This window comes from Streptomyces sp. SAS_281, from assembly GCF_052542855.1.
This window is the reverse complement of the sequence record NZ_JBMNDO010000016.1, coordinates 43,464-59,085: the sequence shown is the minus strand read 5'-3', so window position 1 is coordinate 59,085 and position 15,622 is coordinate 43,464. Positions and strand designations below refer to the sequence as shown.

Here is a 15,622-nt window from a genome sequence, read left to right as displayed (position 1 = left end):
AGAAGCAGAGAGCAGGTAGGTAGGCTGCTTCGCAGCAGTCCCTGCCCTGGACCAAGGAGCCCCGTGACCACCCCCGAGTCGCCCCAGCCCGTCGCCGATGACGACAAGTCGCACGTTCCGCCGCTGACGACCCGCGTCGTCATCGCCGAGGACGAGGCACTCATCCGCCTCGACCTCAAGGAGATGCTCGAAGAGGAGGGCTACTCCGTCGTCGGCGAGGCCGGGGACGGGCAGCAGGCCGTCGAGCTGGCGCGGGAGCACAAGCCGGACCTGGTCATCCTGGACGTGAAGATGCCGGTCCTCGACGGGATCTCCGCCGCCGAGAAGATCGCCGAGGAGTCCATCGCGCCGGTCCTCATGCTCACCGCGTTCTCGCAGCGCGACCTCGTGGAGCGGGCCCGGGACGCCGGGGCGATGGCGTACCTCGTGAAGCCGTTCAGCAAGAGCGACGTCGTCCCGGCGATCGAGATGGCGGTGTCCCGGTTCTCCGAGCTGAAGGCGCTGGAGAACGAGGTCGCCGACCTTGCCCAGCGGCTGGAGACGCGGAAGCTGGTGGACCGGGCGAAGAGCATCCTGCAGACGGACTACGGGCTCTCCGAGCCGGAGGCGTTCCGTTGGATCCAGAAGACGTCCATGGACCGCCGGCTGTCGATGCAGCAGCTCGCCGAGGCCCTGATCGAGGACGCCGAGGAGAAGAAGAAGGCGGCCGAGTAGGCCCCGTAGGACAGGGGAAAGGCCCGCGCCACGGAGGCGCGGGCCTTTCTCGTGCGCGTAAGCGCTCAGTCCTCGCCGAGGTACGCCTTGCGGACGGATTCGTCGTGGAGGAGGTCCGCCCCGGTGCCGGAGAGGACGATCTTGCCGATCTCCATGACGTGGCCCTGGTCGGCCAGCGACAGCGCGGCCTGGGCGTTCTGCTCGACCAGGAGGATCGTCGTGCCGGAGGCGCGGAGTTCGACGATGGTCTCCATGATCTTCTGCATCATGATCGGCGAGAGGCCCATGGAGGGCTCGTCGAGCATGAGCAGCTTGGGCTGGGACATCATCGCCCTGCCCATGGCGAGCATCTGCTGCTCGCCGCCGGAGAGCGTTCCGGCGGCCTGCTTGCGGCGTTCCCCGAGGATGGGGAAGAGGTCGTAGGCGCGCTGGACGTCCTTCTCGATGCCCGCCTTGTCGTTGCGGAGGTACGCGCCGAGGAGCAGGTTCTCCGTGATCGTCAGCCGGGGGAAGATGTGGCGGCCCTCGGGGGAGTGGGCGAGGCCCAGGGAGACGATCTTGTGAGCGGGGACGTTGGTGAGCGGTTCACCCTCGAAGAGGATGCGGCCGCTGAGCGGTTTGAGCAGCCCGGAGAGGGTGCGCAGGGTGGTGGTCTTGCCGGCGCCGTTGGTGCCGATGAGGGTGACCACCTGGCCGGTGTCGACGGTGAACGAGATGCCCTTGACGGCTTCGATCTTGCCGTAGGCGACGCGGAGGTCCTCGACCTCCAGCAGTGCGGTCATCGGTTGCCCTCCTCTTCCGTCTCTTCCGTGCTCGTGTGGGCCTCGGCCGCTTCGACCTCGGCGACTTCGTCCGCGCCGGGGGCGCCTTCGAAGGGGGTGCCGAGGTAGGCGGCGATGACGCGTTCGTCGCTCTGGACCTCGGACGCGGTGCCTTCGACGAGTTTCTCGCCCTGGACGAGGCAGGCGACGCGGTCGCAGAGGTTGAAGATGAAGCGCATGTCGTGCTCGATGACGAGGACGGCGATGCCCTGGTCCCGGATCGCGAAGATGAGCTCTTCGGTGACGCGGGTCTCCTGGGGGTTCATGCCGGCGGTGGGCTCGTCCAGGAGGAGGAGGCCGGGCTCGCTGGCGAGGGCGCGGGCGATCTCCAGTTTGCGCTGGTCTCCGTAGGGGAGGTTGCGCGCGAGGTGGTCGGCCTTGTCCTGGAGGCCGATGAACTCCAGGAGTTCCATGGCGCGTTCGCGGCTGGAGTTCTCCGCGGCCCGGTAGCCGGGCAGGTGGAGCAGGGCGGACCAGAGCCCTTCCTTGGTCCTGGTGTGGCGTCCGACGAGGACGTTCTCCAGGACGGTCATGTTGGCGAAGAGCCGGATGTTCTGGAAGGTGCGGGCGATGCCGGCCTTGGTGACGAGGTGGGGCTTGGGCGGCAGGACGGTGCCCTTGTAGCTGACCTTGCCCTCGGTGGGGACGTAGAGGCCGGTGAGGCAGTTGAAGAAGGTTGTCTTGCCGGCGCCGTTGGGGCCGATGAGGCCGACGATCTCGCCGCTGTTGACCTGGAGGTCGACGTCGCGGACGGCGGTGAGGCCGCCGAAGCGCATGGTGACCCCGCTGGCGTCCAGGACGGTCGTCCTGGTGGCGGTCTCTGTGGTGGTGGTCATGGTGTTACGCCCCCGCCTTGGCGATGCCGGCGTCCGTTTCGTCGGACTTCCGGGGTGTGGGCACGTCGAGCTGGTCGGTCTCGTGGAATTCGAGCTGTTTCCTGCGGTCGGCGATCAGGCCCTCGGGCCGGAAGCGCATCAGGAGGACGAGCGCGATTCCGAAGAGGAAGAGCTGGTAGTCCTGCATGAACTGGAGCTTGGCCGGGATGAGGTAGAGCAGTGCGGCGCCGACGAAGGGTCCGCTGAGGGTTCCCATGCCGCCGAGGATGACGGCGGCGAGGAGGAACGCGGAGTTCGGGGGCACGGATCCGGCGAACTGGTACTGCTCGGGCGTCACGGTGTAGTTGACGTGTGCCTGTACGGTGCCGGCGAGGCCGGCGAGCGTGGCGCCGAGGGCGAAGGCGAGGAGCTTGAGCCGGAAGGCGTTGATGCCCATGGCGGTGGCTGCGGTCTCGTCCTCGCGGATGGCGACCCAGGCGCGGCCGATGCGGGATTCCCCGGAGCGGCGGAAGACGAGGACGACGACGGCGGTGACGACGAGCATCAGCAGGTAGTAGTTGGCCGGCCTGCTGAGGGTGAAGGGTCCGACGTCGTGGCTGAGGGCGAAGTCGATCCCGAATATGTTGAGGTCGGGGATGCTGGGGATGCCCTGGGAGCCGTTGGTGAGGTCGGGGCCGCTGTTGCCGTTGAGGTTGTTCACGGTGACGCGGAAGATCTCACCGAAGCCGAGGGTGACGATGGCGAGGTAGTCGCCGCGCAGGCGCAGGGTGGGGGCCCCGATGAGGACGCCGAAGATCATCGAGACGACCGCTCCGGTGAGGACGGCGGCCCAGAAGGGGAACTTGACGCCGATCGCGGAGAGGGGTGCGCCGGAGACCAGGGCGGCGGTGTAGGCGCCGACGCCGAGGAAGGCGACGTAACCGAGGTCGAGGAGGCCGGCGAGGCCGACGACGACGTTGAGGCCGAGTGCGACGGTGGCGAAGATGAGGATGTTGACGCCGATGAGGGCGTATTCCGCGGTGTCCTGGGTGAAGGGGAAGCAGAGTGCCGCGACGAGGGCTGCGGCGAGGGTGACGTTGCGGTGCTTGGCGGTCAGCGCGGTGAGGCGGGCGATGAGGCCGGCCCGGGTGAGTGCGGTGAAGGCGAAGGCCGCGGTGATGAGGAAGCCGATGAACTGTTCGGAGTCCTCGGTGGGGATGTCGATCCCGTAGGTGAAGATGTACAGCGCGAGGCCGAAGGCGACGGCGATGATGATGATCTCGGCCCAGGCCGGGAGGGCCTTGGTGCGGGGTGCCGAGGGTGCGGCGAGGCTGTTGCGGAAGCGCTGCCAGGCGCCCGGCGCGGGGCCGTCGGCGGGGAGCGGGACGTCGTAGGGGAGGGCGAGGGAGGCGATGACGGCGACGAGTGCGCCGATTCCGCTGACCCAGGCTCCCGGTTCGAGGTTGACGACGCCGCCGAGTTCGTAGGAGATGGCGCCCATGGCGTAGCCGGTGGTGCCGAAGGTGGCGAGGGCCGCGAGGCGGACGGGGCTGTTGGTGCCGGCGGGGGTGAGCCAGCGCAGTCCGGGGATGCCGTAGCCGGTGAGGGCGAGGAGCAGGGTGAGGACCGCGCCGGTGAGGGTGAGGACCTGGAGGCCGCCGGGGTAGCCGGTGACGGTGAGGTCGCCGGGGAATTCGGAGGTCCAGGTCCAGGGGAGCAGGGTGCCGGCGAGGGCGGCCGCGGCGCCGGTGAGGGTGGCGATGCGGGCGGCGGGGGCGGGGATGGGGAGGAGTGCGGTGGTCATCCGTATCACGCCCTGTCCGCGACGCGTTCGCCGAGCAGGCCCTGGGGCCGCAGCAGCAGGACGACGATGAGGAGGACGAAGGCCCATACGTCCTTCCAGGCGCCGCCGCCGAAGAGGTCCATGCCGGGTACGTCGCTCATGTAGCCGGTGGCGAGGGATTCGGCGACACCGAGGACGACGCCGCCGAGCATGGCGCCGTAGATGTTGCCGATGCCGCCGAGGACGGCGGCGGTGAATGCCTTGAGGCCCATGAGGAAGCCCATGCGGAAGCCGATCTGGCCGTTCTTGAGCCCGTAGGCGACGGCGGCGACGGCGGCGAACGCGGCACCGATGGCGAAGGCCATGACGATGATGCGGTCGGTGTTGATACCCATGAGCTTGGCGGTGTCGGGGTCCTGCGAGGTGGCCTGCATGCCGCGGCCGGCGCGGGTCTTGGAGACGAAGAGCCCGAGGGCGATCATGCAGACGGGGGCGGAGATGAGGACGAAGAGGTCACCGCGCTGGACGTGGGCGCCGAAGAGTTCGAAGGCGTCGCCCTTGAACTGGGGGAAGGGGTGGTCCTTGGTGGCGTCGGGGTACCACTTCCAGATGGCCTGCTGGAGTGCGAGGGAGAGTCCGATCGCGGTGATCAGCGGGGCGAGCCGGGGGGCGTTGCGCAGGGGCCGGTAGGCGAAGCGTTCGGCGGCGACGCTGACGGCGACGGAGCATATGACGCCGCCGATGATCATGAGGGGGACGATAGCGAGGAGGTTGGAGCCGGCCGGCATCCAGAGGTACACGGTGAGAGCTCCGAAGCCTCCGATCATGAAGATCTCGCCGTGGGCGAAGTTGATGAGCTGGATGATTCCGTAGACCATCGTGTAGCCGATCGCGATGAGTCCGTACATCGCGCCGAGGATGAGTCCATTGGCCAGCTGTTGCGGCAGTTCGTGCACCGCAGGGCCTCCGTGGAGTGGTTCGGATATGGCACCGCGCGGGAGTGCTCGTAGCGCTCCCGCGCGGTCTGGGGTCGGTCGGGGTGTGCCCGGGAGCGGTTACGGCTTGTAGGCCTCGCTGAGCTTGGAGGCCCACTTGCCGCCGTCGACCTGGTAGGCGGTCATCATGGTGTTGGTGGTGTCGCCGTACTCGTCGAAGGAGACGGGGCCGGTGACGCCGTCGAACTTGACCTTGCTCATGGCGTCGAGGACCTTGGCGCGGGCGTCGTCGGGGAGCTTGCCGTCGTTCTCGGAGACGGCGAGCTTGACGGCCTCGATGATGGCCCAGGTGGCGTCGTAGGTGCCGCCCCCGTATGCCTCGTAGGCGTCCTTGTAGCCGGCGGTCTTGTAGTCCGCGATGAACTTCTTGGCGGAGTCGAGTTCCTCGACGGGCTTGCCGACGGAGGTGGCGATGTCGCCCTGGGCCTTCTTGTTGAGCTTGATGAAGTCGGCGCTGTACATGCCGTCGCCGCCCATGAGCGGGATCTGGACGCTGTCCTTGAGCTGCTGGCTCAGGGGGGCGCCGGCGGGGTATTCGCCGCCGTAGTAGACGGCCTTGGCGCCGGACTTCTTGACCTTGGTGACGACGGCGTTGAAGTCGCGGTCGTCGGGGTTGACGTGGTCGGAGCCGACGATCTTGCCGCCGAGGCCGGTGAAGGTCGCCTTGAAGGAGGCGGCGAGACCGGCGCCGTAGGGCTTCTGGTCGTCGATGAGGTAGACCTGCTTGATCTTCGCGTTGTTGTACAGGTACTTCGCGGCGAAGGCGCCCTGGATCTGGTCCGTGGTGGCGGTGCGGAAGTAGGTCTTGAAGGGGCGCTTCTTGTCGCCGGTCTTCCAGTTGTCGCCCTGGGTCAGCTCGGTGCCCGTGTTGGCGGGGGAGACCTGGGTGAGGCCGGCGTCGTTGAGCGGCTTCTGCATCGACTGGGAGACGCCGGAGTTCAGCGGGCCGACGACACCGACGACCTTCTTGTTGTCGATGAACTTCGTGGCGTTCTGCTGGCCGACGGAGGGCTGGGCCTGGTCGTCGAGCGGCTGGACCTCGAAGGTGATGCCGGGGACCGTCTTCTCCTTGTTCGCCGTTTTGGCGGCGAGGTCGGCGGAGTTCTTGATGCCGAGGCCGAGGGCGGAGAGGTCACCGGTGAGGGGCGCGTCGACGCCGATGACGACGGTCGTGTTGGAGCTGCCGCCGTTGCCGTCGCTCTTGTTGTCGTCGTCGCGCGACCCGCAGGCGGTGAGTGTCAGTGCACCGGTGGTGAGCACTGTGGTGAGGATGAGCAAAGAACGGTGTCGCACGAAAGGTCCTTTCCCTGGCGCGGCCTCCTCGCTTGAGGTGCCGTGTCGTTCGCCGGGCCGTACTGGGTTGGTACAGGGCCGTGCTTGCAGACGCGCCCGGCGGCGCGGTGACTGGCCGTGACTCTAAGGGCAGTGGTGGGGGTCGGGAGTGGTGGCGGCCAAGGATGTGACTGTCTTGTTATGCCCTTGAGCAAGGCTTGAGGTGGCTGGGTGGACATGTACGGCTTTTTACCGGACCGTGAAGTGACCGCAATGTGAGAACGCGCAGCTCTGCTAAGGGGCTTGAGGTGATCTTGCTGCTGTCGCGCGGCGGGGCCCGGTGCGGGGGCGCGGGGGCACGGCGAAGGGGCCCGGTGGCTGCGGGGCCGGGCCGGTCGCGTCACGGCGGAGGGCTCCATCCCGGGCGTTGATTACGCTGCGTTACGTGGGAGGGGGTGCGGCGACGCGGTGTGGTGGTGGGGGCGGGTGAGGTGTGGCAGCTGAGTGGGCCATGGAACGGGGCGCCGGGTCAAGGGGGTTGAAGCGGTGTGCCGTTCAATTTGCCTGTCTGTGGCGGTGGTTGTGCCCGGATATGCCGCTGCCCGGCCGTTTTGGGTCACGGCCGGGCAGGGGGTGGCGCGGGGTCAGGAGGCTTGGGGGGCGGGGGCCTCGCGCAGCAGGCAGGTGAGGCGGGCGGTGCAGACCCGCTTGCCGTGTTCGTCGGTGATGGTGATCTCGTACGTGGCGGTGGAGCGGCCGCGGTGTACGGGGGTGGCGGTGCCGGTGACGAGGCCGCTTCGTACCCCGCGGTGATGGGTGCAGTTCAGGTCGACGCCCACGGCGACCTTGGAGGGGCCGCCGTGCAGCATCGACCCGACGGAGCCCAGGGTCTCGGCGAGGACGGCGGACGCGCCGCCGTGCAGGAGCCCGTACGGCTGGGTGTTGCCTTCGACCGGCATGATGCCGACGACGCGCTCGGCGGAGGCTTCGACGATGCGGACGCCCATGCGTTCGCCGAGGTGGCCGGCGGAGAAGAGGGCGGGCAGGTCGACGCCGAGCGCGGCGTACTCGTCGATGATCTCCTGGGGGAACGTGGGTGCGGTGTGCTCGCCCATGGGTCCGCCTTTCGTCTCGGTGTGGTGCTCGTCTGCGTCGTTCTTATCAGACGCCTGAGCGGGCGCTTAGCGCGCGGGTTCGAAGCGCACCACGACGGACTTGGAGGCGGGGGTGTTGCTGGTGTCGGCGGTGGAGTCGAGGGGGACCAGCACGTTGGTCTCCGGGTAGTACGCGGCGGCGCAGCCCCGGGCGGTGGGGTAGTGGACGACCCGGAAGCCGGGGGCGCGGCGTTCGACGCCGTCCTTCCACTCGCTGACGAGGTCGGTGTAGGACCCGTCGGCGAGCCCGAGCGCCTCGGCGTCCCCGGGGTGTACGAGGACGACGCGGCGGCCGCCCTTGATGCCCCGGTAGCGGTCGTCCAGGCCGTAGATGGTGGTGTTGTACTGGTCGTGGGAGCGCAGGGTCTGGAGCAGCAGCCGGCCTTCGGGGAGTTCGGGGAACTCGACGGGGGCGGCGGTGAAGTTGGCCTTCCCGGTGGCGGTGGGGAAGCGGCGGGAGTCGCGGGGGCCGTGCGGGAGGGTGAAGCCGCCGGGGTGGGCGATGCGCGCGTTGAAGTTCTCGAAGCCGGGGACGACGCGGGAGATGCGGTCCCGGATCGTGGCGTAGTCCTTCTCGAACTCCTCCCAGGGGGTGGCGGATCCGGTCCCGAGGACGGCGCGGGCGAGGCGGGCGACGATGGCGGGTTCGGAGAGGAGGTGGGGGCTCGCGGGGGTGAGGTTGCCGCGCGAGGCGTGGACCTTGCTCATGGAGTCCTCGACGGTGACGAACTGCTTGCCGCCCGCCTGGACGTCCTTGTCGGTGCGGCCGAGGGTGGGCAGGATCAGCGCGCGGGCGCCGGTGACCGCGTGGGAGCGGTTGAGTTTGGTGGAGACGTGGACGGTGAGGCGGGCGTTGCGCATGGCGGCCTCGGTGACGTCGGTGTCGGGGGTGGCGGCGACGAAGTTGCCGCCCATCGCGAAGAAGACCTTGGCGTCGCCGTCGCGCAGGGCACGGATGGCGCGGACCACGTCGTAGCCGTGGTGGCGCGGTGAGGTGATCCCGAACTCCTTGTCGAGGGCGTCGAGGAAGGCGGGTGCGGGGCGTTCGAAGATGCCCATGGTGCGGTCGCCCTGGACGTTGGAGTGGCCGCGCACGGGGCACACGCCGGCGCCGGGGCGGCCGATGTTGCCGCGCAGCAGGAGGAAGTTGACGACCTCGCGGATGGTCGGCACGGAGTGCTTGTGCTGGGTGAGGCCCATGGCCCAGCAGACGACGGTGCGTTCGGAGGCCAGGACCATCGCGAGGGCCTGTTCGATGGCGGTCCGGTCGAGTCCGGTCGCGGCGAGCGTCGCGTCCCAGTCCGCGTCGGCCGCGGCGGCGGCGAACTCCTCGTAGCCGTGGGTGTGTTGGGTGACGAACGTGTGGTCGACGGCGCCCTCGGTCTCCAGGATCAGTTTGTTCAGGAGGCGGAAGAGGGCCTGGTCGCCGCCGATCCGGATCTGGAGGAAGAGGTCGTTCAGCGGGGTGCCCTTGAGCATGCCCTGCGGGGTCTGCGGGTTCTTGAAGTGTTCGAGGCCGGCCTCGGGCAGCGGGTTCACCGAGATGATCTTCGCGCCGGCCGCCTTGGCCTGTTCCAGGGCGGAGAGCATCCGGGGGTGGTTGGTGCCGGGGTTCTGCCCGGCGATGATGATCAGGTCGGCGTGGTGCAGGTCCTCCAGGGACACCGAGCCCTTGCCGACGCCGATCGTCTCGGTGAGCGCGGAGCCCGAGGACTCGTGGCACATGTTGGAGCAGTCGGGCAGGTTGTTGGTGCCGAATTCGCGGGCGAAGAGCTGGAGGAGGAACGCGGCCTCGTTGCTGGTGCGCCCGGAGGTGTAGAAGACGGCCTCGTCGGGGGAGGCGAGGGCGGTCAGCTCCTCGGCGACGATCTCGAAGGCCCGCTCCCAGGTGACGGCCTCGTAGCGGTCGGCGCCCTCGGGGAGGTGGACGGGCTGGGTGATGCGGCCCTGCTGGCCGAGCCAGTAGCCGCTGCGCCCGGCGAGGTCGGAGATGGGGTGCGCGGCGAAGAAGTCGGGGGTGACCCGGCGGAGCGTGGCCTCTTCGGCGACGGCCTTGACGCCGTTCTCGCAGAACTCGGCGGTGTGCCGCTTGTCGCCCTCGGGCCAGGCGCAGCCGGGGCAGTCGAAGCCGTCCTTCTGGTTGACCTTGAGGAGGGTCCGGGCGGTGCGGCGCAGGCCCATCTGCTGCTGGGCGACGCGCAGGCTCTGGGCGACGGCGGGCAGCCCGGCGGCCGAGTGGTGGGCCGGTCCGACCCGGGGGGCGTCCTGGACGGGGTCTCCTGCGGGCGGCTTCTTGGCCATGGTGCTCCCCTTCGGGCCGGCTGCGGGGCCCCGGGAGGTGTCTCGCGGGTCCGCCGTGGGTGATTCCTGTCCTCCGATCCTGGCACGGGGTGCGGGCCGGGTGCTTGGTGAGGCGTCGCGGGCGGTGGCCGGTCCGGATTGTCAGTGGTCCGTGGCAGGATCGGGGTGTGGCTGAGACGGCATCGAAGAAGACGGCAGACAACCGACCGCGCCTGCTCCTGATGGACGGGCACTCCCTGGCGTACCGGGCGTTCTTTGCGCTGCCCGCGGAGAATTTCACGACGGCGGCGGGCCAGCCGACGAACGCGGTGTACGGCTTCATGTCGATGCTCGCGAACACGCTGCGTGACGAGGCGCCGACGCATTTCGCGGTGGCGTTCGACGTGTCCCGCAAGACGTGGCGTGCGCAGGAGTTCCCGGAGTACAAGGCGAACCGGTCGAAGACCCCGGACGAGTTCAAGGGGCAGGTCGAGCTGATCGGGGAGCTGCTGGACGCGATGCACGCGGACCGGTTCGCGGTCGAGGGCTTCGAGGCGGACGACGTCATCGCGACGCTGGCCACGCAGGCCGAGGCGGCCGGCTTCGAGGTCCTGATCGTCACGGGCGACCGTGATTCGTTCCAGCTGATCACGGACAACGTGACCGTGCTCTACCCGACCAAGGGCGTCTCCGAGCTGACCCGGTTCACACCGGAGAAGGTCGTGGAGAAGTACGGTCTCACCCCCCGGCAGTATCCGGACTTCGCGGCGCTGCGCGGTGACCCGTCGGACAACCTTCCGAGCATCCCCAAGGTCGGTGAGAAGACCGCCGCCAAGTGGATCAACCAGTTCGGCTCGTTCGACGAGCTGATCGCGCGGGCCGACGAGGTCAAGGGCGTGGCCGGGCAGAATCTCCGCGACCATCTGGACGCGGTGAAGATGAACCGCGTGCTGACCGAGATGGTGCGGGACGTGGAGCTGCCGAAGACCCCGGAGGGTCTGGAGCGCGCTCCCTACGACCGCACGGCGGTCACCGGCATCCTCGACATACTGGAGATCCGCAACCCGAGCCTGCGCGAGCGGCTGCTCGCGGTGGACCCGGGCGCGGCGGAGGCCGAGCCGCCCGCGCCCGCCGCCGGGATCGAGCTGGACGGGGCCGTGCTCGGTACCGGAGAGGTCGGGCCCTGGCTGGCGGAGCACGGCGCGCAGCCGCTGGGCGTCATGACGGTCGACACCTGGGCGCTCGGTACCGGTGCGGTCACCGAGGTCGCGCTCGCCGCCGCCGACGGTTCCGCCGCCTGGCTGGACCCGGCGCAGCTGGACGAGGCAGACGAGCAGGCGTTCGCCGCCTGGGTCGCGGACCCGGCGCGGCCCAAGGTCATGCACAACGCGAAGAGCGCGATGCGTGTCTTCCCGGAGCACGGCTGGCACCTCGACGGTGTCGCGATGGACACCGCGCTCGCCGCGTATCTGGTGAAGCCCGGCCGGCGCTCCTTCGCGCTGGACGCGCTGGCCGTGGAGTATCTGGGCCGGGAGCTGGCCCCGGCCGCGGCGGCCGACGGTCAGCTGGCGTTCGGCGCCGACGACCGGGCGGAGGCGGACGCGCTGATGGCGCAGGCGCGCGCGGTGCTGGATCTCGGTGACGCGTTCACGGAGCGGCTGAAGGAGGTCGGCGCGGCGGAGCTGCTGCACGACATGGAGCTCCCGACGTCGATTCTGCTGGCCCGCCTGGAGCGGCACGGCATCGCGGCGGACCGGGCCCATCTGGAAGGCATGGAGCAGCAGTTCGCCGGTGCGGTCCAGCAGGCGGTGAAGGAGGCGCACGCGTCGGTGGGCCGGGAGTTCAACCTCGGTTCGCCCAAGCAGCTCCAGGAGGTCCTGTTCGGCGAGCTGGGTCTGCCGAAGACCAAGAAGACCAAGACCGGTTACACGACGGACGCGGACGCGCTGGCCTGGCTGGCCGCCCAGACCGAGCACGAGCTGCCGGTCCTGATGCTCCGCCACCGGGAGCAGGCGAAGCTGCGGGTCACGGTCGAGGGCCTGGTGAAGACGATCGCGGCGGACGGCCGCATCCACACCACGTTCAACCAGACGGTGGCGGCGACCGGCCGCCTCTCCTCCACCGACCCGAATCTGCAGAACATCCCCGTCCGCACGGACGAGGGCCGGGCGATCCGTCGCGGCTTCGTCGTCGGCGAGGGCTTCGAGACGCTGATGACGGCGGACTACAGCCAGATCGAACTGCGGGTGATGGCCCATCTCTCCGAGGACGCGGGCCTGATCGAGGCGTTCACCTCCGGCGAGGACCTGCACACCACGGTCGCCTCGCAGGTCTTCGGCGTCGAGAAGACGGCGGTCGACCCGGAGATGCGGCGCAAGATCAAGGCCATGAGCTACGGCCTGGCGTACGGGCTCTCCGCGTTCGGCCTCTCCCAGCAGCTGAACATCGAGGCGGGCGAGGCCCGGGTGCTGATGGACACCTACTTCGAGCGGTTCGGCGGAGTCCGGGACTATCTGCGCCGCGTCGTGGAGGAGGCCAGGGCCACCGGGTACACGGAGACGATCTTCGGCCGCCGCCGCTACCTCCCGGACTTGAACAGCGACAACCGCCAGCGCCGCGAGACCGCCGAGCGGATGGCGCTCAACGCCCCGATCCAGGGCACCGCCGCCGACATCGTCAAGGTCGCCATGCTCCACGTCGACCGGGCGCTGGCCGAGGCGGGGCTGAAGTCCCGGATGCTGCTCCAGGTGCACGACGAAATCGTGCTGGAGATCGCCGAGGGCGAGCGGGAGCGGGTCGAGGGCATCCTGCGCCATGAGATGTCCGCGGCGGTGCGGCTGCGCGCCCCGCTGGACGTGTCGGTCGGCGTCGGCGGCGACTGGGAGTCAGCGGCCCACTGACCGCTTCGAGCCGGGGCCCGGTTCTTCGGACAGGTCCCGGCCGGTCCCGGCCGTGTCCCGGCGTACGGAGGCCGGGCGTACCGCCGCCGCGTACAGCAGGAGCCCGGCCGCGAGGCCCGCTCCGGCGCCGAAGCAGGCGGTCGGGATGATGTCCAGCGGTGTGTCGATGTGCCCGTGGTACGCGTACCAGCGGGCGCACCGGTGGGCGGTGCCCAGCACGGCGCAGAGCCCGATCGAGGCGAGCGCCCAGCCCCGGACCCGCGCGGTCAGGACCGGTACGGAAGCGGGTACCGGCCGGGCCCCGGTCCGCCGCAGCCCCGACACCGTGAACCACGCGAGCAGCAGCAGGGCCGGGGCGGACGTGCCGTACTGGACGAGCGTGAAGACGGGGTACCCGGCGACGCTGCCGTCGAGCCCCGGCACCAGCCGTACACCCCACCGGTCGTGGTGGGTGAAGGCGTCCCAGACGACGTGGGTGGCGGACCCGGTCACCGCCGACACCGCGAACCACGCGGCGTCCCTGGGGCGAAGTCCCCGCCGCCCGGGGCCGGTCGCGGGTCCGCCGCCCCGCAGCCAGGCGTGTACGCGCCCCCGCCACCGCTCCGGCAGCAGCGCCACCAGCGGGTCGCGCAGCAGCAGCCACAGTCCGAGCGCCAGCGCGGTGATCAGGACGTCCACGGTGACGACGCCCCACACCGCGTGGGTGACCTCCCCGAACTCCATGGCGCCCGGGATCACCGAGTCCGCGAAGTACGTCAGGTCGGGGGCGAACGACCCGGCGACCAGGGCCGAGGCGAGGAGCGGACCGCGGCCGGAGCCGTCGCGGCGTATCCCCGGGAGCACGGCGGCGGCATGGCTCAGCGTGAAGGGCATGCGGGCAGTATGCGTGACCCGGAGGGGCAGTTACGGGGTGGCCCGTCGGGCAGGAAGGTCCGTCACGGGAATGTCCTCACGTGGACGACTTGTGTTCAGGAAGGTGAGAAGGCGGTAAGAACCGTCCCGCCCGCTGTGTGCGAGCCGGAGGAGTTGCCGTAGGGTCGCCTGAGTCCAGGCGCAGGGGAGCGCCGACAGCGACAAGGGGGAGGGCCCACACGTCATGGCAGCACAATTCGGTCGCCGGTTCTACAGGGGAGCGGCCACCACCGCCGTGGCCGCTGTGGCCGTGGCGGCGCTTTCCGCCTCGCAGGCCCCCGGGGCCCCGTCCCCGCTGATCGCGGGGGACGGCGACCACCCCACCGCGGGCTCCTCCACCCCCGCCGGCCAGGGCGGCGGCGTCTCCGGCGACTCGCCGTACTACACGGACCTGCCGCCGCTGAACACCCCCGACAAGCCCGGAAGTTCGGCCAACCTGCCGGTGACCGGCAGCGCGGAGTCCGGCATACCCGCCTCCGTCCTCGCGGCGTACAAGAAGGCCCAGGACACCGTCGCCGGCACGGACGCTGCCTGCCGGCTGCCGTGGCAGCTGCTCGCCGCGATCGGCAAGGTCGAGTCCGGGCAGGCCCGTGGCGGCCGGGTCGACGCGCAGGGCACCACGCTCTCCCCGATCCTCGGCCCCGCCCTCGACGGCAACGGCTTCGCCCTGATCAAGGACACCGACAACGGCGCCTACGACGGGGACCGGACGCACGACCGGGCGGTCGGTCCGATGCAGTTCATCCCGTCCACGTGGGCGACCTGGGGCCAGGACGGCAACGGCGACGGCCGCAAGGACCCCAACAACGTCTACGACGCAGCGCTCGCGGCCGGACGCTACCTCTGCGCCGGTGACCGCGACCTTTCGACCGCCACCGACCTGGACCGGGCGGTCCTGAGCTACAACCACTCCGACGTGTACCTGCGTACGGTCCGCTCCTGGTTCACGTACTACAACCGCGGTACGCACGAGGTCCCCGACGGCACCGGTGTCCTGCCGACCGGCCCGACCAGCCGGAACCCGGGCCCCAGCCGGCCGGGCGGCGGCCCGTCGAGCACACCGTCCCCGACGCCCTCGCCGTCCACGTCCGAGACCCCGGGGCCGGGTGCTTCCCCGAAGCCCCCGAAGCCCTCGAAGCCGTCCGAGCCGTCCGCCGAGCCCGCGGACCCGGCCGGGACCACCAAGCCGCCGGCGCCGTCGCACACGCCGAAGCCGGAGACCAGCCCGACGCACGTCGCGGCCTCGCTGGAGAAGGTGTCCGGCATCGGGGACACCGCCATCGCCGGCGAGACCTTCAAGGGGCACGCGGCGGTGCGGGCGCGCAGCCTCCTCGGCGGCCCGGTCCCCAACCAGGTCGTGGCCTTCAGCATCACCGGTAACACCGGTGTCACGTTCGAAGGCGGCCTCAGGACCGTCGAGGTCCAGACCGGAGCCGACGGCATCGCGACCGCCCCAGCCGTGCGCGCGGGCGAGCAGACCGGCGAGTTCCAGCTGAATGCGAGTGCCCGCGGCGTCACGTCGGTCTGGACCTACTTCCGCGGTACGGTCACCTCGCACCTGCCCGACGCCCTTGTGCTGACCGGCACCCCGAAGCTGACCGCCGTCGCCGGTGAGGCTTTCGAAGGCATCACGGTCGCCGCCACCTACAAGGGCAAGCCCGTGGGCGAGCTCATGGCCTATCCCTCCATCGTCACCGACGGCCGCGACCCGGACGCGCCCGGCCAGGGCCCGTTCTGGACGAGCGGCTCCGGCGACGAGGACGACGTCACCCGCAGCCTCGACGAGCAGTACACGGATGCCAAGGGCGTCTACAAGGTGCCGACGTTCTACGCCGACGGCCCGGCCGGTACGTACACGCTGCGCATCACCGTCGGCTCCGCCGCGATCGACATCGAGTTGACCGTCGTGGCGCCCCCGGTCCGCGCCGGCTCCTGACGCGATGCGCCGGACAGCCCCTCCGCCGCTCGCCGGCCGA

The 15,622-nt window shown here is 70.2% G+C and carries 11 protein-coding genes; 3 read left to right on the top strand and 8 right to left on the bottom strand.

Going from position 1 to position 15,622, the window contains the following annotated elements; translation table 11 throughout:
- Positions 1-63 precede the first annotated feature (63 nt).
- Complete coding sequence (locus ACN6LM_RS08855; RefSeq protein ID WP_018104545.1) at positions 64-714, top strand: ANTAR domain-containing response regulator; 651 nt, start codon at positions 64-66, stop codon at positions 712-714.
- A gap of 65 nt (positions 715-779) precedes the next feature.
- On the opposite strand, the gene ACN6LM_RS08850 is transcribed toward ACN6LM_RS08855, so the two are convergent.
- From ACN6LM_RS08850 to ACN6LM_RS08820, 7 genes are all read right to left on the bottom strand, one after another.
- Positions 780-1,496: an ABC transporter ATP-binding protein gene (locus ACN6LM_RS08850; RefSeq protein WP_445064738.1), complete on the bottom strand. Its 717-nt coding sequence runs from the start codon at positions 1,494-1,496 to the stop codon at positions 780-782.
- Positions 1,493-2,371 (bottom strand): ABC transporter ATP-binding protein, encoded by an 879-nt coding sequence (locus ACN6LM_RS08845; protein ID WP_445064737.1) that lies wholly within the window; start codon positions 2,369-2,371, stop codon positions 1,493-1,495. Before ACN6LM_RS08845 ends, ACN6LM_RS08850 begins: the two co-directional genes overlap by 4 nt.
- Before the next feature lie 4 nt (positions 2,372-2,375).
- Positions 2,376-4,154, bottom strand: a complete 1,779-nt coding sequence (locus tag ACN6LM_RS08840) for a branched-chain amino acid ABC transporter permease (RefSeq protein WP_445064736.1) — start codon at positions 4,152-4,154, stop codon at positions 2,376-2,378.
- Between the two features lie 5 nt (positions 4,155-4,159).
- Positions 4,160-5,089, bottom strand: coding sequence for a branched-chain amino acid ABC transporter permease (locus ACN6LM_RS08835; protein WP_445064735.1), 930 nt, complete (start codon positions 5,087-5,089; stop codon positions 4,160-4,162).
- Between the two features lie 99 nt (positions 5,090-5,188).
- Positions 5,189-6,406, bottom strand: coding sequence for a branched-chain amino acid ABC transporter substrate-binding protein (locus tag ACN6LM_RS08830; protein WP_445064764.1), 1,218 nt, complete (start codon positions 6,404-6,406; stop codon positions 5,189-5,191).
- Between the two features lie 638 nt (positions 6,407-7,044).
- A complete protein-coding gene (locus ACN6LM_RS08825; protein ID WP_445064733.1) occupies positions 7,045-7,515 on the bottom strand; it encodes a PaaI family thioesterase in 471 nt (156 codons plus the stop codon).
- A 66-nt stretch (positions 7,516-7,581) separates the two neighbouring features.
- A complete protein-coding gene (locus ACN6LM_RS08820; protein WP_445064732.1) occupies positions 7,582-9,855 on the bottom strand; it encodes an FdhF/YdeP family oxidoreductase in 2,274 nt (757 codons plus the stop codon).
- A gap of 167 nt (positions 9,856-10,022) precedes the next feature.
- On the opposite strand from ACN6LM_RS08820, the gene polA reads away from it, so the two are divergent.
- Positions 10,023-12,734, top strand: coding sequence for a DNA polymerase I (gene polA, locus ACN6LM_RS08815; RefSeq protein ID WP_445064731.1), 2,712 nt, complete (start codon positions 10,023-10,025; stop codon positions 12,732-12,734).
- Here polA and ACN6LM_RS08810 read toward each other — a convergent pair.
- Complete coding sequence (locus ACN6LM_RS08810; protein WP_445064730.1) at positions 12,720-13,607, bottom strand: DUF4184 family protein; 888 nt, start codon at positions 13,605-13,607, stop codon at positions 12,720-12,722. The genes polA and ACN6LM_RS08810 overlap by 15 nt on opposite strands.
- A 223-nt stretch (positions 13,608-13,830) precedes the next feature.
- Here ACN6LM_RS08810 and ACN6LM_RS08805 point away from each other — a divergent pair, with 223 nt between their 5' ends.
- Complete coding sequence (locus ACN6LM_RS08805; RefSeq protein WP_445064729.1) at positions 13,831-15,582, top strand: lytic murein transglycosylase; 1,752 nt, start codon at positions 13,831-13,833, stop codon at positions 15,580-15,582.
- Positions 15,583-15,622 lie beyond the last annotated feature (40 nt).